20 protein-coding genes are annotated in these 24,780 nt (G+C 63.6%); 18 read left to right on the top strand and 2 right to left on the bottom strand.

The genetic code is table 11. From position 1 onward, the window contains the following. Window positions 1-22 precede the first annotated feature (22 nt). From DDQ68_RS13045 to DDQ68_RS13070, 6 genes are all read left to right on the top strand, one after another. Window positions 23-805 carry a tyrosine-protein phosphatase gene (locus tag DDQ68_RS13045; protein WP_245897035.1) on the top strand — a complete coding sequence of 261 codons (783 nt, stop codon included), beginning with the start codon at window positions 23-25 and terminating at the stop codon, window positions 803-805. Between the two features lie 3 nt (window positions 806-808). After that, window positions 809-1,795, top strand: coding sequence for an NAD-dependent epimerase/dehydratase family protein (locus DDQ68_RS13050; protein WP_109656683.1), 987 nt, complete (start codon window positions 809-811; stop codon window positions 1,793-1,795). 180 nt (window positions 1,796-1,975) lie between these two features. Continuing rightward, on the top strand, window positions 1,976-3,373 hold the full coding sequence (locus DDQ68_RS13055) for a tetratricopeptide repeat protein (RefSeq protein WP_109656684.1): 1,398 nt from the start codon (window positions 1,976-1,978) through the stop codon (window positions 3,371-3,373). A gap of 105 nt (window positions 3,374-3,478) precedes the next feature. Next, window positions 3,479-4,309, top strand: coding sequence for a phosphosulfolactate synthase (locus DDQ68_RS13060; protein ID WP_109658425.1), 831 nt, complete (start codon window positions 3,479-3,481; stop codon window positions 4,307-4,309). A gap of 141 nt (window positions 4,310-4,450) precedes the next feature. Further along, entirely contained in the window at window positions 4,451-5,113 is a 663-nt protein-coding gene (locus DDQ68_RS13065; RefSeq protein WP_109656685.1) for a DedA family protein, read from the top strand. A gap of 23 nt (window positions 5,114-5,136) precedes the next feature. After that, a complete protein-coding gene (locus tag DDQ68_RS13070; protein WP_109656686.1) occupies window positions 5,137-5,883 on the top strand; it encodes a shikimate dehydrogenase family protein in 747 nt (248 codons plus the stop codon). A gap of 71 nt (window positions 5,884-5,954) precedes the next feature. On the opposite strand, the gene wrbA is transcribed toward DDQ68_RS13070, so the two are convergent. After that, complete coding sequence (gene wrbA / locus DDQ68_RS13075) at window positions 5,955-6,566, bottom strand: NAD(P)H:quinone oxidoreductase (RefSeq protein ID WP_109656687.1); 612 nt, start codon at window positions 6,564-6,566, stop codon at window positions 5,955-5,957. 298 nt (window positions 6,567-6,864) lie between these two features. On the opposite strand from wrbA, the gene DDQ68_RS13080 reads away from it, so the two are divergent. The 8 genes from DDQ68_RS13080 to DDQ68_RS13115 all read left to right on the top strand — a co-directional run bounded on the left by DDQ68_RS13080 (window position 6,865) and on the right by DDQ68_RS13115 (window position 19,225). Next, window positions 6,865-7,494 carry an RNA polymerase sigma factor gene (locus DDQ68_RS13080; protein ID WP_109656688.1) on the top strand — a complete coding sequence of 210 codons (630 nt, stop codon included), beginning with the start codon at window positions 6,865-6,867 and terminating at the stop codon, window positions 7,492-7,494. A gap of 28 nt (window positions 7,495-7,522) precedes the next feature. Beyond that, entirely contained in the window at window positions 7,523-9,166 is a 1,644-nt protein-coding gene (locus DDQ68_RS13085) for a hypothetical protein (RefSeq protein WP_109656689.1), read from the top strand. A 72-nt stretch (window positions 9,167-9,238) separates the two neighbouring features. Beyond that, complete coding sequence (locus tag DDQ68_RS13090; protein ID WP_109656690.1) at window positions 9,239-9,604, top strand: DUF6970 domain-containing protein; 366 nt, start codon at window positions 9,239-9,241, stop codon at window positions 9,602-9,604. A gap of 107 nt (window positions 9,605-9,711) precedes the next feature. Further along, a complete protein-coding gene (gene uvrB, locus DDQ68_RS13095) occupies window positions 9,712-11,754 on the top strand; it encodes an excinuclease ABC subunit UvrB (protein ID WP_109656691.1) in 2,043 nt (680 codons plus the stop codon). Between the two features lie 379 nt (window positions 11,755-12,133). Then, complete coding sequence (locus DDQ68_RS13100; protein ID WP_162550083.1) at window positions 12,134-15,517, top strand: SusC/RagA family TonB-linked outer membrane protein; 3,384 nt, start codon at window positions 12,134-12,136, stop codon at window positions 15,515-15,517. Window positions 15,518-15,561: 44 nt separating this feature from the next. After that, window positions 15,562-16,998 (top strand): SusD/RagB family nutrient-binding outer membrane lipoprotein, encoded by a 1,437-nt coding sequence (locus DDQ68_RS13105; protein WP_109656693.1) that lies wholly within the window; start codon window positions 15,562-15,564, stop codon window positions 16,996-16,998. Window positions 16,999-17,108: 110 nt separating this feature from the next. Beyond that, window positions 17,109-18,476: a sigma-54-dependent transcriptional regulator gene (locus DDQ68_RS13110; protein WP_109656694.1), complete on the top strand. Its 1,368-nt coding sequence runs from the start codon at window positions 17,109-17,111 to the stop codon at window positions 18,474-18,476. Between the two features lie 395 nt (window positions 18,477-18,871). Further along, window positions 18,872-19,225, top strand: a complete 354-nt coding sequence (locus DDQ68_RS13115) for a DUF7674 family protein (RefSeq protein WP_109656695.1) — start codon at window positions 18,872-18,874, stop codon at window positions 19,223-19,225. Window positions 19,226-19,305: 80 nt separating this feature from the next. On the opposite strand, the gene DDQ68_RS13120 is transcribed toward DDQ68_RS13115, so the two are convergent. Continuing rightward, complete coding sequence (locus DDQ68_RS13120) at window positions 19,306-19,617, bottom strand: hypothetical protein (protein ID WP_109656696.1); 312 nt, start codon at window positions 19,615-19,617, stop codon at window positions 19,306-19,308. Between the two features lie 417 nt (window positions 19,618-20,034). Between DDQ68_RS13120 and kdpF the strand changes: the two genes are divergently transcribed. The 4 genes from kdpF (at window position 20,035) to kdpC (ending at window position 24,634) form a co-directional block, all read left to right on the top strand. Continuing rightward, window positions 20,035-20,112 (top strand): K(+)-transporting ATPase subunit F, encoded by a 78-nt coding sequence (gene kdpF / locus DDQ68_RS24785; protein WP_109658426.1) that lies wholly within the window; start codon window positions 20,035-20,037, stop codon window positions 20,110-20,112. A 38-nt stretch (window positions 20,113-20,150) separates the two neighbouring features. Beyond that, the gene (gene kdpA, locus DDQ68_RS13130) at window positions 20,151-21,857 is read left to right on the top strand and encodes a potassium-transporting ATPase subunit KdpA (RefSeq protein ID WP_109656697.1); all 1,707 of its coding nucleotides are present in this window, start codon (window positions 20,151-20,153) and stop codon (window positions 21,855-21,857) included. A gap of 89 nt (window positions 21,858-21,946) precedes the next feature. Then, window positions 21,947-23,992 (top strand): potassium-transporting ATPase subunit KdpB, encoded by a 2,046-nt coding sequence (gene kdpB, locus DDQ68_RS13135; RefSeq protein ID WP_162550084.1) that lies wholly within the window; start codon window positions 21,947-21,949, stop codon window positions 23,990-23,992. Between the two features lie 72 nt (window positions 23,993-24,064). Continuing rightward, the gene (gene kdpC, locus DDQ68_RS13140; RefSeq protein ID WP_109656699.1) at window positions 24,065-24,634 is read left to right on the top strand and encodes a potassium-transporting ATPase subunit KdpC; all 570 of its coding nucleotides are present in this window, start codon (window positions 24,065-24,067) and stop codon (window positions 24,632-24,634) included. The last annotated feature ends 146 nt before the right edge of the window (window positions 24,635-24,780 follow it).

Below are 24,780 nucleotides of genomic sequence, written 5' to 3' on the forward strand. Positions count from 1 at the left end.
TTTAGGGCCCCGACCTGCACTGATGGCTACTTTCTGGCAACGGCTTTTTGGCCCGGCCGCCGCGCCCGCCGCCGTGGGCCCCGCCCCGGCGGGGGCCCTAGCGGCACTGGGCGCCGACATGCACTCGCACCTGCTGCCGGGCCTCGACGATGGCGCGGCTACGCTGGAGGACTCGCTGGCCCTGTTGCGTGAGCTGCGCCGGCTGGGATTTAAGCGGCTGGTGATGACGCCCCACATCATGGGGGACTTCTATAAAAATACGCCCGAAGGCATCCGGGGGGCCCTGGTGCTGTTGCGCGAAGCGGCCGCCGCCGAGGGCCTGGGCGACGTGGTGCTGGAGTGCGCGGCCGAATATTACCTCGACGAATTTTTAGGCCGCAAGCTGGCCGATGGCACCGAGATGCTCACCTTCGGAGGGGCCCAGCGCTACTTGCTGTTTGAGACGTCGTACCTGAACGAGCCACTTAACCTGTACGAAATCATCTTCGAACTAAAATCGCAGGGCTACCAGCCGGTGCTGGCCCACCCCGAGCGCTACACCTACCTCTACGGGCGGCTGGCCGACATCGAGAAGCTGCGCCGCGACTACGGCGTGCTGCTGCAAATCAACCTGAATTCACTGGCGGGCTACTACTCGCCCGCCGCGCAAAAGATTGCCGAGCAATTGATTGACGCGCGGCTCGTAGACTTTGTGGGCACCGACACGCACCACTTGCGCCACACTTCTACGCTGGGCCGCAAAGTGGCCTCTTCCCCCTACTACCAGCGTCTTTTGGAATTGCCGCTGCTCAACAAAACGCTCTGAGCCATGATTTTTGTCACGGGTGGCACCGGGCTGATTGGCTCTTTTCTGCTGCGGGCCCTGCGGGCGCGGGGCCTGCCGGTGCGCGCCCTGCACCGGGGCCCCGTGCCCGCCGGGGCACCGGCGGGCGTGGAGTGGCTGGCCGGCGACTTGCTCGATACTGACCTATTGCGGGCAGCCCTCACGCCCGACGTTACGCACGTGTTTCACTGCGCCGGGCTGGTGTCGTACGCGCCGCAGGACTTGGAGCTGCTCCAGCGCGTGAACGTGGACGGCACGGCGGGCGTGGTGGACGCGTGCCTGGACCGGCCGGGCATCCGGCTGGCGCACGTATCGTCGGTGGCGGCGCTGGGCACGCCCACGGCCCCGGGGCCCCAAGTGGTGACGGAAGCCACCATCTGGGACCTGGGGGCCGCCCACCCCGCCTACGCCACCAGCAAATACCTGGGCGAGCTGGAGGTGTGGCGCGGCGCGGCCGAAGGCTTGTCCACCGTCATCGTGAACCCGTCGGTGGTGCTGGGGCCCGGCGACTGGCACCGCAGCAGTACCCGCCTGCTGCGCTACGCCTACGACCAGCACCGCTTCTACACCCGCGGCTTGGTCAACTTCGTGGATGTGCGCGACGTGGTGGCGCAACTACTGGCCCTGGCCCTGGACCTGCCCACCATGCGCGACCAGCGCTTTATTCTGAGCGCCGGGGCCCTGCCGCTGGCTGATTTCTTTCAGCAGGCGGCGGTGGCGCTGGGCCGCCGCCCGCCCACGGTGGCCGTGCCCGACTGGGCGGCCGAGGGCATTTGGCGGGTGGAGCACGTGCGGGCCCTGCTAACGGGAGCCCGGCCGCTCATCACCCGCGATACGGCCCGCGCCGGCCGCCACCCCATTACCTACGCCAGCGCGCGGGTGCAACAGGCTACTGGCCTTCCCTTCAAACCGTTATCTGAAACCATCGCCTGGTGCGCAGCCACTTTGATAAAAGCGGCTGCGGCGACGTAGCTTTAGCCGCTGAAGACAACCACATCTGTGGCGCGGAGTTTTTTCGTTAATCGCACGGATTTTGGGGAATATTGTTAGTAATATTGGTTAAACCCCGGCGCCCACCGGTTGCACCGCGCCTGGCTTTAGCGGCCGGGCCGGGTCGCACCAGCCCCGGGGCTTAGCGGCGATACTATGCGAATGAACGAACATTATGAAAACCACCGGGCCGTGCTTGACACCGTCCGGCGCTTCGAGCAAATGCAGGCCCGCCAAGAGTCTGTTTTTTTCGACCTGGAAGATTTTGAATTAATCATTGACCACTACGTCACCAACGCCCGGTTTGAGGAGGCGTTGCAGGCGTGCGAAGCCGCGCTCGGCCAGTACCCTTTCTCTACAGAACTGCTCATCGACCGGGCGCAGGTGACGGCCATGCGCGGCGACTACACCGAAGCCGAGCGCCAGATTGACCACGTAGCCACCATTGACCCTACCAACGCCGACGTGGCCGTGACGCGGGGCATCATCAGCACCCAGCGCGGGCAGTTTGCCGAGGCCGTGGCATTTTTCCAAATTGGCTTGGAGCAGGAGCCTGAGCGCGACGACATCCACTTCAACTTGGGCCTGGCCTACCAGAGCTGGCAGAAGTTCAAGAGCGCCGCCAAGCACTACAAGCAGAGCCTGCGCCTGAACCCCGATAACGAAACCGGCGTGCAGGAGCTGCTGCACTGCCTGGAAATCAGCGGCCGGCTGGAAGAGCACTTGGAGTTCTTCCAGAAATTCACCGACGACGACCCTTACGCGGCAATGGCCTGGTACAACCTGGGCCAGTATTGGTACCGGCGCGAGGACTTCACGAAGGCCGCCGAGGCGTTTGACTACGCCATCGTCATCAGCCCTGATTTTTACGACGCCCACCACTGGCTGGCCGATGCGTTTGTCTGCCAGGAAGAATTCCGCAAGGCCATTGCCGAGTTTGAGCTGAGCTATGCGCCCGGCGAGCCCACCGACGAGGCCATGTGCAACATTGGCGAGTGCTACGAGAAGCTGCGCGAGTGGGACGCGGCCCGGCGCTTCTACCGCCAGGCCCTGGAGCTGAACCCCGAGATGGACGAGGCCTGGTTTGGCCAGGGCGTGCTGATGCAGGAGCAGGAGCGCTGGATGGAAGCCATCCACTTCTTCCGCAAGGCCACCGAGCTGTACGGCGACAGCGGCGAGTACTGGGCGGCGCTGGGCGCGGCTGAGAACCAGGTGGGCAACGTCGTCAGCGCCCTGGAGGCCTACGAAAAAGCCACCGAAGTGGCCCCCGAGGAAGCCCAGGGCTGGGTAAATTGGAGCGCCATCCTCTACGAGCAAGGCCACTTTGGCGAGGCGGCCGCGCTGGTGCAGCACGCCGTGGAGCTGCACCCCCACGAGGCCCACTTCCACTACATGCGCTGCGCTTACTTGCTGGCCGACGGCCACTTGCGCGAGGCGTACCAGTCGCTGGAGACGGCCCTGGCCCTGAACTACGACCAGCACACGCTCCTGTTCGATTACTTCCCCGAGCTGCGCCGCCAACCGGCCCTGCTGCGCCTCATCGACCAGCACCGATCGTAGCGGTGGGGCCCCGGCTGCTATTTTTGCACCTGCCTGCCCTTTGGGGCGGGCAGGTTTTTTTATTTCCGCCGCGCTTGCCGGCCCATTCTCCGCTTGTTTTTGCCCATGAACTACTCGATCAACCAACTTCCCGACCGCACCGCCAAGCCCCGCGAGCAAGGCTATACCATGGTAATGGACAAGGGCATGAGCCTGCGCGAGGTGGAAGATTTTCTGGAAGTTGGCGCCATGTACACCGACGTGGTGAAGCTGGGCTGGGCCACGTCGTACATAGTACCCAACCTGAAGCGCAAGCTGGAAATTTACCGGGCGGCTGGCATCCCGGTGTATTTCGGGGGCACGCTGTTCGAAGCCTTCATTATCCGCAACCAGTTCGACGACTACCGCCGCCTACTCGACCAGTACCAGATGGAGTACGCCGAGGTGTCGGACGGCAGCATCGACCTGGCCCACGACCGAAAGTGCGAGTACATCCGCGACCTGAGCAAGACCGTGCGGGTGCTGAGCGAAGTGGGCAGCAAGGACGCCGAGAAGATTATTCCGCCCTACAAGTGGATTTCGCAGATGGAAGCCGAGCTGGCTGCCGGGGCCATTAAGGTCATCGGCGAGGCCCGCGAGGGCGGCAACGTGGGCCTGTTCCGCAGCACTGGCGAAGTGCGCTCGGGCCTGGTGGAAGAGATTCTGACCAAGATTCCGGGCGAGAAAATCATCTGGGAGGCCCCGCAGAAGGCCCAGCAAGTGTGGTTCATCAAGCTGCTCGGGGCCAACGTGAACCTGGGCAACATTGCCCCCAACGAAGTAGTGAGCCTCGAAACCATCCGCCTGGGCTTGCGCGGCGATACGTTTACCCACTTTCTCGATATGGATGCGGTGGACCCCATGTTCCGCCCCGCCGCCAAAACCAGCAAGCCCGGCACGTCCATGCCCCGCGGCTAACCTTTGGGGCCCCGGCGCGGGCATTACGCACGCATCCTCACCAAAACGCTGGTCTCTTCTTGGCAGGGGCCGGCGTTTTGGCTGTTGGGGCAGGGCTTTGCGCCGGGATAATTTTCTTTGTTGCCTACTCTTTTGCGTCCGATGGAAATCCTTAAACACCTCTTCGACCTGCTGCTGCACCTCGACAAAACCCTCGTGAACGTAGTGCACGACTACGGCAGCCTCACGTACCTCATCCTGTTCCTCATCATTTTCACCGAAACGGGCATCATCGTCTTTCCTTTTCTGCCCGGCGACTCGCTGCTGTTTGCCGCTGGGGCCCTGGCGGCCCGCCCCGAAACGGGCCTGAGCGTGTGGGTGATCATCCCACTGCTGATTACGGCGGCCTTCGCCGGCGACAACGTGAACTACGCCGTGGGCGACTACTTGGGGCCCCGGGTGTTTCAGCAGGATTTTCGGTTTTTGAGACGCAAATACCTGGAACAGACCCAGGCTTTCTATGCCAAGCACGGCGGCAAAACCATCATTATGGCCCGCTTTGTGCCGATTGTGCGCACGTTCGCGCCGTTTGTGGCCGGCGTGGGCACCATGACGTACCGCCACTTCGCGTCGTATAGTATCGTGGGGGCCGTGCTGTGGGTGGTGCTGCTGACGCTGGCAGGCTACTTGTTTGGCAACATCGAAATGGTGAAGAAAAACTTCGAACTCATTGTACTGGGCATAATTGCCTTATCAGTGCTGCCGCCGCTGTGGTCGTTCCTGAAAAGCAAGCTGAGTCCCCGGACCGGGACCCCGGCGCAGTAGCCGTCCGTTTTTATTCCTGCCCCATGCGTGAGTTCGGACTCATCGGCCGCTCGCTCGGCCACTCGTTTTCGCAGACCTATTTCACCCAGAAGTTCCACGACCTGGGCCTGGCCGACTGCCGCTACGGCTTGTTTGAGCTGGCTAACGCCGCTGAACTGCCGGCGCTGCTGCGCGCCAACCCGGGCCTGCGGGGGCTCAACGTGACTGTACCTTACAAGGAAGAAGTGTGGCCTTTTCTGGATGAAGTGGTGCCCGCGGCGGCCCGCATCGGGGCCGTGAACGTGATTGACGTGCGCCCCGACGGCCGCCTAGTGGGCCACAACACTGACTACATTGGCTTCCGTGAGTCGCTGCGCCGGTTTTTCCCCGGCCGGGGCCCCGGAGCCCCGGCCCTGGTGCTGGGCATGGGCGGGGCGGCCAAAGCTGTGGAAGCCGCTTTGCACGACCTGGGCATTCCGTACCAGCTGGTGGGCCGCCGCCCGGGGGGCCCCGGCCTCACCTACGCCGACCTGACGCCAAAAGTACTGGCCGCGCACCCGCTCATCGTCAACGCCACGCCGGTGGGCACGTTTCCCCACGTGGACGAAGCCCCGGACTTGCTCTACGGGGCCCTCACGCCGGGCCACTACCTCTACGATTTGGTGTACAACCCGCGCGAAACCACGTTTATGGCCCGCGGCCGGGCGGCGGGGGCCCACGTCAAGAACGGCTTCGAGATGCTGTGCCTGCAAGCCGAGGCCGCCTGGGACATCTGGAACCTACCGGCTTAAGCTTCGCTAAACCGCAAACAAAAAGGGCTGCCCGTATGGGCAGCCCTTTTTTGTATCTAGAAGCGTTGCGCTTACTTGGCCAGCTTGCTGGCAATTTCGGCCGTGTGCTTGCCTTGGAAGCGGGCGCCTTCCAACTCGTTCTCGCTGGGCTGGCGCTCGCCTTTACCGCCGGCCACAGTGCTGGCGCCGTAAGGCGTGCCGCCGGTCACTTCCTCGTGGCCCATCTGGCCCTGCCAGGCGTAGGGCAGGCCCACAATGACGAAGCCGTGGTGCAGCAGCTCGGTGTGGAAAGAGCGGAGGGTTTCTTCCTGGCCGCCGTGCTGGGTGGCCGTGCTCACGAAAGCGCCGCCCACTTTGCCCACCAGGGCCCCCGTGGCCCATAGGCCGCCGGTGCTATCCATGAACGCCTGCATCTGGCCACAGAGGTTGCCGTAGCGCGTGGGCGTGCCGAAGATGATGGCGTCGTACTGCGTCAACTCGTCGGGCGTAGCCACGGGCACGTGGGCAAAGGCCTGCTGGGCCCCGGTGGCCCCGGTTTTGTCGAGCAATTCCTTGGGCAGCGTTTCGGGCACGCGCTTTACTATTACTTCGTTGCCAGCTACTTGGCGGGCGCCTTCGGCTACGGCTTCGGCCAATTTCCAGACGTGGCCGTAGGTGGAATAAAACAGAACCAGCGTTTTCATCGGGTTAGGGTTTGGGTTGGAAAAATGAGAGATTAACAGGCATTACCATACAAATGTACATACATTAAATGTAGCGACATGTTTTGCGGGCGCGTTACTTTTCGTTGCTGCTTAACTTATTTTAGGGAGCCGTGCCTGCCCGTGCAACCATCGGGGGGCGGCTGGCCTCCCGGGAATAGCCCACGGCTTTGCTAGTTCTACCCACCTCGCGCGCCCCTATGCCGGACTTTTTCTTTTTCGCTCATTTCACCGCTGGTCCTACCGGGCACCGGGTCGGTTTTTACCGCCGGCCCCGCGCATGAGCACGGCCGCCTGGCCGGCCCGCGAGGCCGACGAAACCGCCCTGCCGCACTTCACCGTGAGCCGTACCGCCCGCGCCGCGCCCACCGAAGAAGAGTTGATCACTGGCTGCCTCGCCGGCCGCCAGTTGGCCCAGAAACAACTGTACGACAAATACGCGGCCCGTATGATGGCCGTGTGCCTACGCTACGCTCAAACCACATTCGAGGCCGAGGACGTGCTCCAGGAAGGCTTCCTGACCGTGTTCCGGACGCTGGGCAGCTTCCGGCGCGAGTGCCCGCTCGAATTCTGGATTCGGCGGGTGATGGTGAACGCCGCCCTGCGCCAGCACCGCCGCAACGCCCCCTTGGTGGCGGTGAGCGACGCCGAGTACCCGGCCGCCCTGGCCAGCCCCGAGTTCACGCTCAGCAACTACAGCTTCCAGGAGCTGCTGGCGTTGGTGCAGGAGTTAGCCCCGCGCTACCGCATGGTATTCAACCTCTACGCCATCGAGGGCTACAACCACCGCGAAATCGGCGAGCTGATGGGCATTAGCGAGGGCACCAGCAAGTCGCAGTACTCGCGGGCCCGCGCCATTCTACAGGCCAAGCTGGAGCGCCTGGGCACTCCGCCCCGCCACGATTCTTAACAATTTATCTAGTTAACTACGATTCATTATGGCCCTCCACGATTTTTCTAGCCCGTCCGACCACGACGCCGACCGGCCCCAGGGCAGCCTGGAAGACCTGTTCCGCCACCACCTGGCCCAGGCAGAGGCCCCCCCGCGCCCGATGCTGTGGGAGCAAATTGACACCGCGCTGCTCGTGCGCCAGAACGAAACGTACCGCCGCCGCCTCGCCGCCACCCGCTGGGTAGCGGCCGCCAGCCTGCTGCTGGCCACCCTGGCCGGTGGCGCCAGCTGGTGGGCCCACCATACCCCGCCGGGGCCTTTCGTGGCCGCCGCCGCGCCCGGCCCTCCTGGCAGCGGCAGCACCGCGGAGGCCCCGGGCGCGGGCCAAACCGCCGGCGCCGCCTGGGCCCGCGTTGGCTCGGCCAGTGCCGAAGCCATCAATTCCAATGCAACGACGGACCAACTAACAGCGGGCCAGCCGCTAGCAGCACGTGCCATTTATGCTACTACTGGTGCCCCCAGGCACGGCGCTGGCTACGCAGCTGGGGCCCCGGTGGCGGGTGCCGGGCTCGATGGTACGCTATCCAGTTCCCAGGGGCAGGCCCGCACGGGCGGCAGCCACGGCGCAGCTTTCGGCACGCAGGCGGCGGGCGAGGCAGCTTTTGCCAGCTCAACCACCGGCCAGCGCGACGAAACCTACCGCACGGCCCTGAATACCTACGCCGCGGCGGGCACTGGGATGAACGCCCAGGGCCCCGGCTACGCCGAAGCACCTGCCGCCGCGCAGTTCGCGGCAGAATGGGATGCCCTGGCACAGCGGCCGGCGGCGCTGGCAAAGAATGCGGCTGCGTCGGCTTTGCCGGTTCGCCTGGCGGCGGTGGCCGTGGTGCCCAACGTGGCCGCTGCCCCCCTGAAGCGCTGGCAGTTCGGGGTTAGCGTGGCGTCGGGCGTGTTTTCTCCCAACGCCGATTTCTCGCAGGAAGGCGGCGCGCCGGCGTCCACGGTCAGCGTCCCGTACGCGGTGGCGGCCACCACCAACGCGGTAGCGTTCAACAACCGCTCGGCGGCTGAGTACCGCCAGCACCTGCGCGGCGGGCTCGACCAGCGCGTGGCCGTGCGCGCCACCCGCCTGCTGGGCGGCCACTGGGCCCTGCGCACCGGCGTAGAGCTGGGCCAGCACGAGGCGCAGTCGGCCACCAGCACCCGCTTCGTAGGCGAGCAGCCCACCTACTACGACTACAACAACGCCGCCACCCTGGCCATAATGGCCCCTGAGCCGGCGCTGCACACCACCTCCTTTCGCTACCGCACCGTGGGCATCCCCGTGGCGGTGCACTATGCCAACCCCGCCAAACGCGGCTGGAGCGGCTACGGCCACCTCGGCGCCGTAGTGGGGGCCCTGCTGAGCGTGCGCTCGGAGGTGGCCGGCGAGCCCAACGCCACCAGGGACTACCCTCTCGCCGCGGCCGGCTCGCCCTACCGGCGGCTGCTCACCACCCTGCGCGGCGGGGCCGGCGTGCAGTACCGCGCCGCCGCCGGCCGCTGGGCCCTCTCGGCGGGCCCCACGGCCGAGATTGGCGTGCTCTCGCTCAACGCCCAGCCGGTGCAGGATTTTGCGAACCAGCGCCGCCCCTACAGCGTGGGCCTGGAAGCCGCCGTCGATTTCGGGGGCACTGTGAAAATGCGGTAGCCGCCCGGGTCCCCGGGGGCGGAGCCGGCCAGCGCCAGTAGCCTTTTCCACCACCGCAGCGCAGGACGTTCTATGATTCAACTTCGACTCTTTTGCCTGGCGGCTTTCGGCAGCCTGCCCCTCTTGGCCTCCCAGTGCAGCCCCGCGGCCAGCGAGCCGGGGCCCCAGTGCAGCGCCAGCATCCAAGCCAAAATTGCGGAATTGGAGGCGCTGCCCAAAAGCAACCCGGCCTACGAAGTGTGGCAGTACACGTTCCGGGGCCAGCCGGTGTACCTGGTCACGGCCCCGTGCTGCGACCAATACGAAACGTTATACGACGCGTGCCTGAACGTGCTGTGCGCCCCGGGCGGCGGCCTCTCGGGCCAGGGCGACGGGCGCTGCCCAGAATTCTATCGGCTCGCGGCCGACCGGCAGCTGGTCTGGCGCGACCCGCGCTGAGCGGGGCCCCGGGCGGCGGCGCGCGCTATTTTTGTTGAAAGCGCAGAAACCCAAGCCCCTGGTTTGGGGTTGGGTAGGTCGGCCTTTTCCGCCGCTTTCCTTTCCGCATGGACTACCAGCTAACCTCTGAATTTCAGCCCACCGGCGACCAGCCCGCCGCCATCGCCAAGCTGGTGGCGGGCGTAAACAACGGCGAGCACGCCCAGGTGCTGCTGGGAGCTACCGGTACCGGCAAAACCTTCACGATGGCCAACGTCATCGCCGAAACCGGCAAGCCGGCCCTCGTGCTGTGCCACAACAAAACGCTGGCCGCCCAGCTCTACGGCGAATTCAAGGCATTTTTTCCCGAGAACGCCGTCGAGTACTACATCAGCTACTACGACTACTACCAGCCCGAGGCCTACATCGCCAGCTCCGACGTGTTCATTGAGAAGGACTTGGCCATCAACGAGGAGATTGAGAAGCTGCGCCTGCACACCACCTCCACACTGCTTAGCGGCCGGCGCGACGTGATTGTGGTGGCCTCTGTGTCGTGCATCTACGGCATCGGCAACCCCGAGGAGTTCGCCAAAAACATCATTTTCCTGGCCCCCGGGCAGCGCTACACGCGTAATAATTTACTCTACCAGTTCGTCCAGATTCTGTACTCGCGCACCGAGGTGGAGTTCACCCGCGGCACGTTTCGGGTGAAGGGCGACACCGTGGACGTGTTCCCGGCCTACGCCGACTACGCCTACCGCATCTACTTCTACGGCGACGAGATTGAGTCGGTGCAGAAGATTGACCCGGTGAGCGGCAAGAAGCTGAGCGAGGAGCAATCCGCCACGCTTTACCCGGCCAACCTGTTCGTGACCGGCAAGGAGACGCTGCAAACCGCCATCCACCAGATTCAGGACGACATGGTGGCCCAGCACGCTTACTTCGAAAAGGAAGGCCGCGACGTAGAGGCCAAGCGCATCCAGGAGCGTACCGAGTTCGATTTGGAGATGATTCGGGAGCTGGGCTACTGCTCGGGTATCGAGAACTACTCGCGCTACTTCGACCAGCGCACACCCGGCTCGCGCCCGTTCTGCCTCTTAGATTATTTCCCGAAAGACTACCTGCTGGTGGTGGACGAAAGCCACGCCACGATGCCCCAAATCCGGGCCATGTGGGGCGGCGACCGCAGCCGCAAAACCGCCCTTATCGAGTACGGCTTCCGCCTACCCTCGGCCCTCGACAACCGGCCCCTGACGTTCAACGAGTTCGAGAGCATGTACCAGCAGGCCGTGTTCGTGAGCGCCACCCCGGCTGACTATGAGCTGGCCCAGGCCGACGGCGTGGTGGTGGAGCAAGTCATCCGCCCCACGGGCCTGCTCGACCCCATCATCGACCTGCGCCCCAGCTCCAACCAGATCGACGACCTGCTCGACGAAGTGGACGAGCGAGTGAAGATGGGCGACCGGGTGCTCGTGACCACCCTCACCAAGCGCATGGCCGAGGAGCTGAGCAAGTACATGCTGCGCCTGGGCATCAAGGTTGAATACGTGCACTCCGACGTGAAAACCCTGGACCGGGTGGAGATTCTGCGCAAGCTACGGCTGGGCGAAATCGACGTGCTCATTGGCGTGAACCTGCTGCGCGAGGGCCTCGACTTGCCCGAAGTGAGCCTGGTGGCCATCCTCGACGCCGATAAGGAAGGCTTCCTGCGCGACCAGCGCAGCCTGATTCAGACCATGGGCCGGGCGGCGCGGAACGACCGCGGCAAGGTTATCCTTTACGCCGACCGCATGACCGGCTCGATGCAGCGCGCCATTGACGAAACCAACCGCCGCCGCGCCACCCAGGCCGCCTACAATGAGCTGCACGGCATCACGCCGCGCACCGTGCGCAAGAGCCACGCCCAGATACTGGGCCAAACCGACCTGGCCAACTACCGCACTGTGGAGCCCCAGGCCGCCCCCCTGGGCTACGCCGACGGCGGGGCCGCCCTGGCCATGGCCGCCGAGCCGGTGGTAGCCATGATGAATCGCCCCGAGCTGGAAAAGCTCATCAAGCAGACCGAGAAGCAGATGGAGGCCGCCGCCAAGGAGCTGGACTTCCTGCAAGCCGCCAAGCTGCGCGACGAGCTGGCCGCCCTAAAAGGCGTGCTGAAAGGCAAGCGCGACTAGTTTTTATTTGTAGGAAACGGGCCCGGGGCCCCTGCCGTGTGCAGGGCCCCGGGCTTTTTTTTATACATTTGGCATTGAAGCAGTTGGGCAGTTAAGGAATCAGCGCAATATGTTAGGTATTATATTCCTATCTATCAGCGAGTTGCACTATTATTAATCAGTTGTTCGTCATTGGTTAAAACTAAGTTGCCGCTACCGAAAGTAGAGAATAGGCTGGGCCCCGAGGATGGCAGGCCACAAGACGTTTATTGGGCAGCAATGGGCGCCGGGGCCCCGGCCATTTCCGGCGAAGGGACTTGAGCCAGGTATTGATTTCTTAGCTATTAACGCTTCTCATTTTCTTCATTATTCACATTCCATTCACCAAACCAACCAAAAAATGAAGCAAACTCTATTATTATTTGTCCTGCTCCTTGGCGGCCTGTTGCAGCAGGCCCAGGCGCAGAACCGAACCGTTTCTGGGAAAATAACCGACCGGGCCACGGGCCAAGGGCTGCCCGGAGTGACAGTGATTGTGAAAGGGCGGCCGACCGTCGGTACCACGAGTAACTCGGAAGGTGCTTTCGTGCTGAACGACGTGCCAGCAGATGCTTCTGCCTTGGTATTCAGCTTTGTGGGTTTTGCTACGCAGGAGCAGCCCATCACCGGCGGCGCCCTAAACGTGGCACTGGCCACCGACGCCAAGCAGCTGAGCGAGGTGGTGGTAACGGCCCTGGGCCTCCAGGCCAACCGCGACCAGCTGGGCACGGCCCAGGCCACGGTGCAGGGCGCGGCCCTGGTAAGCTCGGGCGAAACCAGCGTCGTGACCGGCATTTCGGGCAAGACGCCAGGCGTGCTCATCACCCGCTCGTCGGGCGACCCGGGCGCCAGCGCCAACATCCAGATTCGGGGCGCGGCCACCATCACGGGCAACTTGCAGCCGCTGATTGTGGTGGACGGCATTCCGATTTCTAACTCGTCTATTGGCAACGATGGTATCCTGACCAGCAACGGCGGCGCCGGCTCGAACCAGACCAACGGCGTGGTGCAGGCCTCGCGCCTCAACGACATCAACCCCGACGACATTGCCTCGATGGAAGTGCTGAAGGGCGCCGCCGCCGCCGCGCTGTGGGGCACCCGCGCCGCCAACGGCGTGATTGTCATCACCACCAAAAAGGGCAAGCTGGGCGACCGGATGCACATTGCTGTGCGCTCGACCTTCAGCTTCGACCGCATCAACAAGACGCCGGCGCTACAGCTCAACTATGGCCAGGGAGCCGGTGGTTTGTACAAATTTGGTAGCTCTAGCAGCCGAAGCTGGGGCGACTACATCGGCGACCGTACTGGCGCGGCCGATGCCCAGATTACCGACCCAACCAACCCTGCCTACAAAGGCTTCGTGACCTTCCCCGACGGCTCGACGCAGTACGCCATTGCCAACGGCACGGCGGCCAACCCCCACGGCGGCAAAAACAGCCAGCAGACCTACGACCACGGCCGCGATGTTTTCGGCACGGGCTATTACCGCGACAACTCTATCGAGTTTAGTGGCGGCGACGAGAAATCGACCTACTTCCTGAGCGGCAGCAACACTTACACCAAGGGCATTGTGTACAACAATAGCGACAACAACCGCACGACCATTCGCGCGAACGTGACCCGCAACTTGTCGGACAAGTTCAGCTCAGCCGTGAACGTGACCTACGCCCGGACATTCTCCAACCGTGTTCAACAGGGCTCCAACGTCAGCGGTATTTTCCTGGGCGGCCTGCGCTCGCCTGCTGACTATAACAACAGTCAATACATCGGGGACTACACTGATAAGACCGGCGCACTAATAGCAAATCGACAGGTAACCTATCGCAACCCGTTGGGCGCTGGCAACCCGGGCTACGACAACCCCAACTTTACCATCAACCGCATTACGAATACTTCCCTGGTGAACCGCCTGGTGGGTTCTACTGAACTTAACTACCACCCCACCGACTGGCTCAGTTTCCTTAACCGCACGGGGGTGGACACTTATACCGACCGTCGCGAGGCGTTTTTCCCGCGGCAGTCGGCCGCTAACCTATCGGGGGCCCTAACCGAGGAGTACATTACCGAGACGCAGGTAAACAACGACTTCATCGTGCGGGCCAACCACAGCTTTAGCGAGAACTTCTCGATTTCGGCCATTGTAGGCAACAACCTGAACGAGCGCCGGGCCGACCAAGTGGGGGCTTCGGCCACCAACATCGTGAACGTTCTCTCACCGCCCCAGCTCGATAACTCACCGGCCAACACCCGCGTCCCATACAATATCAAGTCGGTGATTCGCACGGCTGCCGTGTACGGCGAGGTGGACGTTTCGCTGCTGGACCAGTTCTACTTGACGGGTACCCTGCGCGGCGAGTCCGCTTCGACGTTCGGGCCCTCCACCAAAAGCACCTTTTACTTCCCGTCGGGCACTTTTGCCTGGCAGTTTACCAAGATTCCGGCGTTTGCCAACAACGCGGCGCTGAGCTTTGGCAAGCTACGGGTAGCGTACGGCCAAGTTGGGGTGCAGCCCGGCATCTACCAGACCCAAACTTATTACGTCCCGGGCAGCGGCAACTTCGTGGATGGCTTTGGGCCAGCCCTGGACGTGGCCAACTACGGCGGGGGCTACATTCGGAGCACAGTGCAGGGCAATCCGTTCCTGAAGCCCGAGCGCAAGTCGGAAGTGGAAACTGGGTTGGACCTGCGTTTCCTGAAGGACCGCATCAGCTTCAGTGCGACGTACTACAACAACAAGACGACCGCTGCTATCCTCCAGGTATCGACGCCGTACACCACGGGCTATTCGTCGCAGTGGCAGAACGCCGCTACTATCACCAACAAGGGCATTGAGTTGCAGTTGGACGGAGCCATCATCAAAACGGCTGATTTTGGGTTTAACCTGGCGGCTAACTTCTCACAGAACAAGAACAACGTGGCCGATTTGGCCGGGGTACAATCCGTGTTTCTTAACGGCTTCAGCGGCAACTCCATCAACTCAGTGGCCATCAAAGACCACCAGCTGGGCACGCTCTACGGGTCGCGGTTTGCCCGCACTACGGACGGCACCAATGCCCTGGCGCTGGACCCGCAGGGCTTCGCCGTGCTGGCCGCCACCAACGGCGTGGTGGGCGACCCCAACCCGCAGTGGCGCGGGGGCCTTGGCGCTACGCTGCGCTACAAGGGCCTCTCGCTGTACGCCCTGCTCGACCACGTGCACAGCTTTGACGTTTGGAACGGCACCCGCAGCATCCTGAACACGTTTGGCACGTCGGCCATTACTGGCACGCGCACCACGCTGAGCGCCGCCGACGCGGCCGCTACCAAAACGTTCGGGGGCGGCACCGTGGCCTCCAAAGTGGGTCAGAACGCCGCATATGTACTCAACGCCGACGGCAGCGTGACCTTCCGCGGGACGGTGAACAACTTTGGCGGGGGCCCCGTGGCGCTCGACGAGGACTGGTATTCAAACGGCGCCGGCAGCGGCTTTGGCGGCGCTGGCGAGCAGTATGTGGAGCACGTGAACACGACCCGCCTGCGGGAAGTCACACTGTCGTATTCGCTCAACTCTGCGGCCTTCCGCGACGCCACCAAGCTGCAATCCATCGATTTCAGCCTGACTGGCCGCAACATCTACTTGTGGACGAACTACTCGGGCGTGGACCCGGAGACGAACCTGACGGGGGTTTCTAACGGCCGGGGTCTGGATTACTTCAACAACCCCAGCACCCGCTCGGTCTTGTTCTCCGTGCGCCTCACGTACTAATTTTTCCAGCTTTTATTTGTTGATGCCTCGCATCTCCGCTTTATATGAAACGATCATTAAAAATACTTTTCCCCGGGCTTTTGGCCGCGGCGGCCCTAGGCGGCTGCGAAAAGTTTGTGACCGGGTTTGACGTCAACCCCAACTTACCATCAGCGGCCAGCACATCGCTACTACTCACGTCCGCGCAAGTAGCAACGGGGCTGCAAGAGGAAACGGGGGCGATGCGGGTTTCCAACATCTGGGCGCAGCAATTTACCGGTGTTTCGCGCCAGCAACTCAGCCTCGACGGGTACCAGACCCTGGCTTCGGACTACGACAACGACTGGAGCACGGTTTACCTGTACGTGACGAACAACGCCCGGCTGGCGGAAGCCGGGGCCGACGTCGACAAAAACCCACTGGTGAAAGGCATTGCCCAGACGCTGGAAGGCCTGTCGGTTGGCCAGGCTACGGCCTTATGGGGCGACGTTCCGTACTCGGAAGCGTTCAATCCGGCCATTGGTAAGCCCAAGTTCGACGCGCAGAAAGACGTGTATGCCAGTATGCAAACGCTGCTCACCGACGCTGCTACCAACCTGGCCAAGCCCGGCGCTAGCCCGGGCGCAGCCGACATCTTCTTTGCCGGCAGTGGCGCGCAGTGGCTGGGCGTGGCCAACACCTTGCGTGCGCGCTATTATCTGCACACGAGGGACTACGCTAACGCCGCTAAGTACGCCGCGCTGGGCATCTCGGCGCCGGCCAACAACATGACGTTCACGCACGGCACGGCTTTGGGATCAAACCAAAACCTGCTGAACTCTTTTCTGAACAACGACCGGCCGGGCGACCTCACCGCCGACGGTGCTTTTGCAACCAAGCTGCTGGCCTCGGGCCACAACAACGCCAAAACCACCGAAACAGGCCGCCTGAACTACTTCTACGCGAAAACCTTCCCGAACGGGAACGCCATCTTAGACTACGAGCCCAACATTACCAATGGGGCTTTTAAGATTGATAATTCTTACCCGATGGTTACGTTCGCCGAAACGCAGTTGGTGCTGGGCGAAGCGCAAATCCGGTTGGGTAACTTCTCGGCGGGCCTGGCTGCTTTGAACGCCGTGCGCGCCAGCCACACGGGCAGCGGCAGCCTCTACACCGCCAATGGCGCAGTGAAGTACGATGCCTACACGGCCGACGACTTCGCCGCCGGCGGCATGGCCGTGTACGGCGCAGCCAACGCCAACGAGGCTCTGCTGAAGGAAATCCTGACGGAAAAGTACCTGAGCATGATAGGCCAGATTGAGCCCTTCAACGACCAGCGCCGGGCCCAGCCGTTGGCCGGCGGCAGCGTACTGGCCAAAAGCCTGATCGGCGTGACGCCCAAGACGGGCGCTATGCTGCCCCAGCGATTCCTGTACCCGCAGATTGAGATAACGACCAACCCCAACACGCCCGCCCAGTTGGCGGCGGACCTGTTCGCGCCCACCAGCGTAAATAAGTAGTAGCCAGGTTAGCCGTTTTGAGGGCCCCGCACCGTTTGGTGCGGGGCCCTTTTTGCGTGGTGGGCGGGCCGTTTGGCCGTTCTTTGGGGCCCCACTTGCCCCGCCCGCCCATGCCCACCGGCACCATTTTGCTGATTGACGACGAAACCCAGCTGCGCACCGTGGTGGGGCGGCTGCTGGAGCTGGAAGGCTACACCGTGCTGCAAGCCCCCGACGCCCGCCGCGGCCTGCAAACCCTGCACGACCACGCCGACGAGGTGCTACTGGTGCTGAGCGACGTGAAGCTGCCCGACGGCCACGGCGTGGAGCTGCTGCCCCGCTTCAAGGCGCAGGCGCCCCTGGCCGAGGTGGTGCTGATGACCGCCTACGGCACCGTGGCCGACGGCGTGCGCGCCATGAAGGCGGGGGCCTTCGACTACCTCACCAAGGGCGACTCCGACGACCAGCTGCTGGTGGTGGCCGAGCGGGCCGTGGAAAAAGCCCGCCTCCAGCGCCGCGTAGCCGACCTGGAGCGCCAGGTGGCGGGGGCCCAGTCCACGTTCGACGCCATCATCGGGCACGCGCCGGCCCTGGAAGCGGCCAAGCACCTGGCCCGCCAAGTGGCGCCCACCGACGCCACCGTGCTGCTGGGGGGCCCCACGGGCGCGGGTAAGGAGCTCTTTGCCCAGGCCATCCACGGGGCTAGCGGGCGGCGCAACAAGGCCTTTGTGGCCGTCAATTGCAGCGCTTTTTCGCGCGAATTACTGGAATCGGAGCTGTTTGGCTACAAGAAAGGGGCCTTTACCGGGGCCCAGGCCGATAAGAAGGGGCTGATTGAGGAAGCCAACGGCGGCACGCTGTTCCTCGACGAGATTGGCGAGCTGGAGCTGGGCCTGCAAGCCAAGCTGCTGCGGGTGCTCGAAACCCAGGAGTTCCTGAAAATCGGCGACACCAAGCCCACCCGCGTGAACGTGCGCCTGGTGGCCGCCACCAACCGCAACCTCAAGCAGGAGGCAGACGCCGGGCGCTTCCGACCCGATTTGTACTACCGCCTTTCGGTGTTCGAGGTGCAGGTGCCGCCCCTCAGCGCCCGCCGCGCCGACGTGCCCGCGCTGGTCGCGTTCTACGCGCGGCAGCTGGCGGCCAAGCTCACGCGCCAGCCCCTGGTGCTCACCGCCGAAGCCCTGCGCGCTCTGCAAGCCTACGCCTGGCCCGGCAACGTGCGCGAGCTGCGCAACGTGCTCGAGCGCGCCGCCATCCTCACGCCCGCCGGCCAGCCGCTCGCCCTCGACGGCCTGCCGCTGGAGGTGCAGCTCGCCGCGGCCACTCCCGCGGGCCCCGCCACCGCCGACGATGAGCGCAGCCTGCGCCGCGTAGAGGAGCAGCACATCCGCCGCATCCTGCTGGAAGCCGGCGGCAACAAAACTGAGGCCGCCCGGGTGCTCGGCATCGGCCTCACCACCCTCTACCGCAAGGTGCAGGAGTACGGGCTGGGGTAGCGGGGGCCCGGCAGCGGGCGGGCCGGGCAACGGCCTTTCGGTGAGGCGAGGGCCCGGCCGTTCGTGTGGGCAAGGGGCCCCGGGGCGCAGCGCCGGCCGGGGGCCCCGGCCGCGCCCTACCAAAGTAGCAAGGCACCCTACCAAAACGGAAAGCCCCCGGGGCCCGTTGGTACGTCCCAAAAGCCCGCTAATAAAAATTATCTCCTGGTTATCATCATTTTACGCATCCAGCCATAACCCTGGGCCTACCGTGGCGCAGGGCTTGAAGCGGGGTCCCCGAGCTTTCCAACGATTCGGCACCTAGCCGAACCGCGGCTGGCCCCGCCCCGGTCGGTAGCGCGCCGGGGCGGGGCCCTACGCCGGGCGGGCTTCCCGCCTTTTCATTGAATTTTCCCATGCTGGACCCCACGCGCACGGCCGACTTGCTGGCCGCACATTTCCCCGGCCTGGCCCCTGCGCTGCACGCCCCCGCCACCTACCCCAGCGTGCACCGGCAGCTGGCCTGCTTCGCGGCCTACACCCGCGCCGCCGCCACCGCCGATGCCCTGCTGCGCCTGCAACGCTGTTTTGCCGTGGCTGACCGCCTGCGCAACGACGGCGACACGGCCTTGGCCGCCGCCATCGAAAGTGGCTACCTCCACTGCCTGCACCTCGACGGCACGGCGCGCGGCAACCAGCTTGCCCGGCAGCTCATGCCCAGCCGCCTGTACAGCGCCTATGCGCACCAGCACTACGCGCCGCTGCCGTAGCGTAGCTAGAGTGGTTTCGGGCTTCGTGTGCGCGAGCCACCGCGGGCGGAACCTCACCCCCAGCCCTTCAGGCCCCCCAGCTACCGGGCGATACTGTGCAGCGGCAGGTCGCCGTTGAACTCGCCGTGGGCGGCCCACAGCTCGTAGGCGGGCACCGACAGGCGCGGGGCCATAAACGCGCGCATGGCGTAGCCCCGGCACTCCAGGCAGTAGCGCAGGAAGCGGGGCTCGGCCCGGCCGCCGGGGAGGCCGCGCGCCAGCAGGCCAGCCCGCTGGGCGGTGGGCAGCTCGTCGAGCCAGGAAGCGAAATCGGTGGCAGTGAGGGGCAAAGCATTGGCTTGGGCGTAGTAAGCGCGGGCGGCGGCGGTGATTTCGGCCAGTAGGTCGGGCATGGGGCAGGTTGGATGATCGGTCCCTTTGATGCCAGCGCCGTGCCAGGGGCCCCAAAGCACCCCCAACGCCGCGCCGGGGCCCTAAGCGGCTGCGTGCGCCCGGCGCCACCCTGCCGTTTTGGAAAGCACCCTACCAAAACGGTAGGGTGGGCCGGCCGCCGGGCCCCTAGTACAGCAAGCCCAAAAAAATATTCCTCCCTGATAATCTTGCATTTAACATAAATACGGCGTCCGCTACCGGGGTTGGGAGCGGCGTTGGCTTGCCGCCCACGCATCCACACATTCTTCACTAAAGCTTTTTGCCATGGCCCCCGCCCTCATGATTCCGGTCCTCTCTGCTGCCGGCATCGGCTTTTTCTGGCTCTTTTTCAAATCGATCGATTTTTTCGACCACATCTAACCCGCTTTCGCGCCATGATGTTCGCCCTGCTTTTGCTCGCCGTTGCCACGTTCGGCTACCTGTGCTACGTGCTCCTCAAACCTGAGAAATTTTAACGCCTGCGGTGGCGTCCCGCTGCCGCCCACTTTTTGATATGAACAAAGAACTTCTCGGCATCCTCGGCATCTTTGGCGCGACGGTGCTGCTGGCTATTCCGCTGGGCCGCTACCTGGCTACCGTGTACCGGGGCGATAAAAGCTGGTCCGACTTTATGGCCCCTTTCGAGCGGCTGATCTTCCGCCTCGGCGGCGTCGATGCGAACAAGGAGATGACCTGGCAGCAGCACATGGTGGCGCTGCTCACCATCAACCTGGTCTGGTTTTTCTGGTCGATGCTCGTGCTCTGCACCCAGGGCAGCCTGCCGCTCAACCCCGACCATAACCCGAGCATGACGCCCGACCTGGCGTTCAACACCACCATCTCGTTTCTGGTAAACTGCAACCTACAGCACTACTCCGGCGAGTCGGGCCTGTCGTACCTCTCGCAGGTAGTGGTTATCACGTTCCTGCAATTTGTGTCGGCCGCCACGGGCATCGTGGCCTGCGTGGTCGTGTTCAACGCCCTCAAGGACGGCACCACCGAAAAGCTGGGCAACTTCTACAACTACTTCGTAAAAACCCATACGCGGCTGCTGGTGCCGATTGCGCTGGCGGTGGCCATGGTGCTGGTGTTCCAGGGCACGCCCATGACCTGGAGCGGCAAAGCGCCCATCGTAACCGTGCAGGGCGACTCCGTGAACGTGAGCCGGGGCCCGGCCGCCGCCATGATTGCCATTAAAGAGCTGGGCACCAACGGGGGCGGCTTCTTCGGAGTCAACTCGGCCCACCCGCTCGAAAACCCCACCTACATTACCAACGCCGTCGAAAACTTCGCCCTGGTGCTGATTCCGATTGCCCTGGTGTTTGCCCTGGGCTTTTACCTCAAGCGCCGCCGCCTGTCCTACATGGTGTTTGGGGTGATGACCGTTGGCTTCCTGATGCTGCTGGGCCCCACGGTGTATTATGAGATGCACGGCAACCCCGCCATCACGCACATGGGCGTCGACCAGCACCTGGGGGCCATGGAAGGCAAAGAAATTCGCCTGGGCGCGGCCGCCTCGGCCTACTGGGGCATCACCAACACCATCATTTCGTGCGGCTCGGTCAACTCCATGCACGACTCGCACATGCCTATTTCGGGCATGTGCGAAATGCTGGGCATGATGACCAACGCCTTCTACGGCGGGGTGGGCGTGGGCATTCTCAACTTCTTCGTCTTCGCCGTTATCGCCGTCTTCATCTCGGGCCTGATGGTGGGCCGCACCCCCGAGTTTCTGGGCAAAAAAATTGAGGCCCGCGAGATGAAAATCGCCGTCATCGTGGCCCTGCTGCACCCGCTGATGATACTGGTGGGCACGGCCATGGCCGCGCACCTCTACGCCGGCAACCCCACCGAATACGCCGCCTGGCTGAACAACCCCAGCTACCACGGCCTGTCGGAAATGCTCTACGAATACACCTCCTCGGCCGCCAACAACGGCTCGGGCTTCGAGGGCCTCGGCGACAACACGCCCTGGTGGAACATCTCCACGGGCGTGGTGCTCATCCTCTCGCGCTACCTGCCCATCATCGGCCCGGTGGCCATTGCGGGCCTCATGGGCCGCAAAAAATTCATCCCCGAAAGCGCCGGCACCCTGCGTACCGATACGTTCACCTTCGGCATCATGGTCTTTTTCGTGATTTGGATTATCGCGGCGCTGGCCTTCTTCCCAGTGCTGACCCTGGGCCCGCTAGCCGAGCATTTCACTCTCTTCGCAAAGTAAGCTGCCCCCTGGTCGCGCGCTTATCAGGCTTTCAATTTTCTCTCTGTTAAAAGCTAATAGCTATTAGTATTAGCTAACAGCTCAAGATAATGGCAACTCAATCCCAATCTTTATTTCAACCGGCGCTGGTGCGCGAGGCCATTGGCCAGGCTTTCGTCAAGCTCGACCCGCGCGTCATGTTCCGCAACCCGGTGATGTTCACCGTGGAAATCGGCACGGTGGTGATGTTCTTCCTCACCATCGGCCTGCTCTTCAAGCCCGATGCCGCGCAGGGCAGCTTTGGCTACAACTTCACGGTATTCTTCGTGCTGTTTCTGACCCTGTTGTTTGCCAACTTTGCCGAGGCCATTGCCGAGGCGCGGGGCAAAGCCCAGGCCGACTCCCTGCGCAAAACTCGCCAGGATACGCCCGCTAACGTGCGGATGGAAGACGGCAAAATGGTAGCCATGAGTTCGGCCCAGATCCAGAAAGGGCAGGTTTTCGTAGTTGAAGCCGGGGAATTGATTCCCACCGACGGCGAGATTATTGAGGGCCTCGCCACCATCGACGAGTCAGCCATCACGGGCGAGTCGGCCCCGGTTATCCGCGAGGCGGGCGGCGATAAATCGTCGGTTACGGGCGGCACGATGGTGCTCTCCGACCGCATCGTGGTGCAGGTGACGACGGCCCCCGGCGAGTCGTTCCTCGACAAGATGATTGCGCTGGTGGAAGGCGCTTCGCGGCAGAAAACGCCCAACGAAATTGCCCTTACCATCCTGCTGGCCGGCTTCACGCTGGTGTTCGTGATTGTGTGCGTGACGCTGGCCCCATTTGCCGAGTATTCCAAAACGCCCATCGCCATTTCGGCCTTCATTGCCCTGTTTGTGTGCCTGATACCCACCACCATCGGCGGGCTGCTCTCGGCCATCGGCATTGCGGGCATGGACCGGGCCCTGCGGGCCAACGTCATCACCAAGAGCGGTAAAGCCGTGGAAACGGCCGGCGACATCGACGTGCTGCTGCTGGATAAAACCGGCACCATCACCATCGGCAACCGCAAAGCCACCCACTTCTGGCCCGCCCCCGGCGTGCCGATGCTGGAGTTTGTGGAGCGGGCCACCATCGGCTCGCTCACCGACGAAACGCCCGAGGGCAAAAGCATTGTGGAGCTGGCCCGCGACAACAAGGTGGACCCCCAGGCCCTGCAAAGCCGCCTCGACGGGGCCGAACTGATCAAGTTCACGGCCGAAACCCGCTCTTCGGGCGTGACGCTCGGCGACGGCACCCGCATCCGCAAGGGCGCCGCCGATGCCATCCGCAAGCTGGCCGAGGCCGCCGGCCAAACCTACCACGACGACGTGGCCGACCGCGTAAAGGCCGTGGCCAGCAACGGCGGCACCCCGCTGGTGGTGAGCGAAAACGACCGCGTGCTGGGCGTGGTGGAATTGCAGGACATCATCAAGCCCGGCATCCAGGAGCGGTTCGAGCGCCTGCGCCGGATGGGCATTAAAACCGTGATGGTGACCGGCGACAACCCCCTCACCGCCAAGTTCATCGCCGAAAAAGCCGGCGTGGACGACTTCATCGCCGAGGCCAAGCCCGAAGACAAGATGCAGTACATCCGCGCCGAGCAGCAAGCCGGCAAGCTGGTGGCCATGATGGGCGATGGCACCAACGACGCCCCCGCCCTGGCCCAGGCCGACGTGGGAGTGGCCATGAACTCCGGCACCCAGGCCGCCAAGGAAGCCGGCAACATGGTAGACCTCGACAACGACCCCACCAAACTCATTGAGGTGGTGGAGATTGGCAAGCAGCTGCTGATGACCCGCGGCACCCTCACCACGTTCAGCATTGCCAACGACGTGGCCAAGTACTTCGCCATTGTGCCGGCCCTGTTCATGGTGGCCATCCCCGCGCTGGGGGCCCTAAACGTGATGGGGCTCAAGTCGCCGCAGTCGGCCATTCTGAGCGCCGTTATTTTCAACGCCCTCATCATTCCGGCGCTGGTGCCGCTGGCGCTCAAGGGCGTGGCCTACCAGGCCGTGGGCGCGTCGGCGCTGCTGCGCCGCAACCTGCTCATTTATGGCCTGGGCGGGGTGGTGGTGCCTTTTATCGGCATCAAAGCCATTGACCTGGTAGTGGGGCTCTTTTTGTAGAATCCCTTTGAAATCAAAAAGAACGTCATGCTTCGGCTTCGCTCAGCACGACGTTCCGAAAAATTAATTCTCATGAAAAATCAACTGCTTCCCGCCATCCGTTTCACCGCGCTCATGCTTGTGCTTTGCTGCGTGCTATATCCGGCTATCGTGTGGGCCGTGGCCCAGCTGGCTCCCGGCCGGGGCGAGGGCGTGCAAATCAGCCGCAACGGCCGCGTGGTAGGCTTTGCCAACGTCGGCCAGAAATTCGACAAGCCCGAATACTTCAACTCCCGCCCTTCAACCGTCGACTACCACGCCGACGGCTCCGGGGCCTCCAACAAAGGCCCTTCCAATCCCGAGTACCTGGCCCAAGTGAAGGCCCGCCTCGACACGTTTCTGGTGCGCAACCCCGGGGTGAAAGCCGCCGATGTACCCGCCGAGCTGCTCACGGCCAGCGGCTCGGGCCTCGACCCACACCTCTCACCCCAGGGGGCCCTGGTGCAGGTGGCGCGGGTGGCCGCCGCCCGCCGCCTGGCCCCGGCCCGGGTGCAGGCCCTAGTGCAGCAGCACGTCGAGCCCGGCCTGCTGGGCCCCGACAAAGTGAACGTGCTGGAACTCAACCTGGCGCTTGATGCGCTGGCCCAGCCCGCGGGCCGCTAACCCTTTTTTTCGCTTCGCCATGAAAGCTGCCTTAACCTTCTTATTGCTGCTGTGGTTGGCTATCGAACTGATAGTCTGAGGCCAATGGGGGCCCAATTAACTCCAATTATATTCTTTCCACACCTGCCTAAAAGCCCTCCCCGCGC

The sequence above is a fragment of the Hymenobacter nivis genome (assembly GCF_003149515.1).
In the GTDB taxonomy this organism is placed as follows: Bacteria; Bacteroidota; Bacteroidia; order Cytophagales; family Hymenobacteraceae; genus Hymenobacter; species Hymenobacter nivis.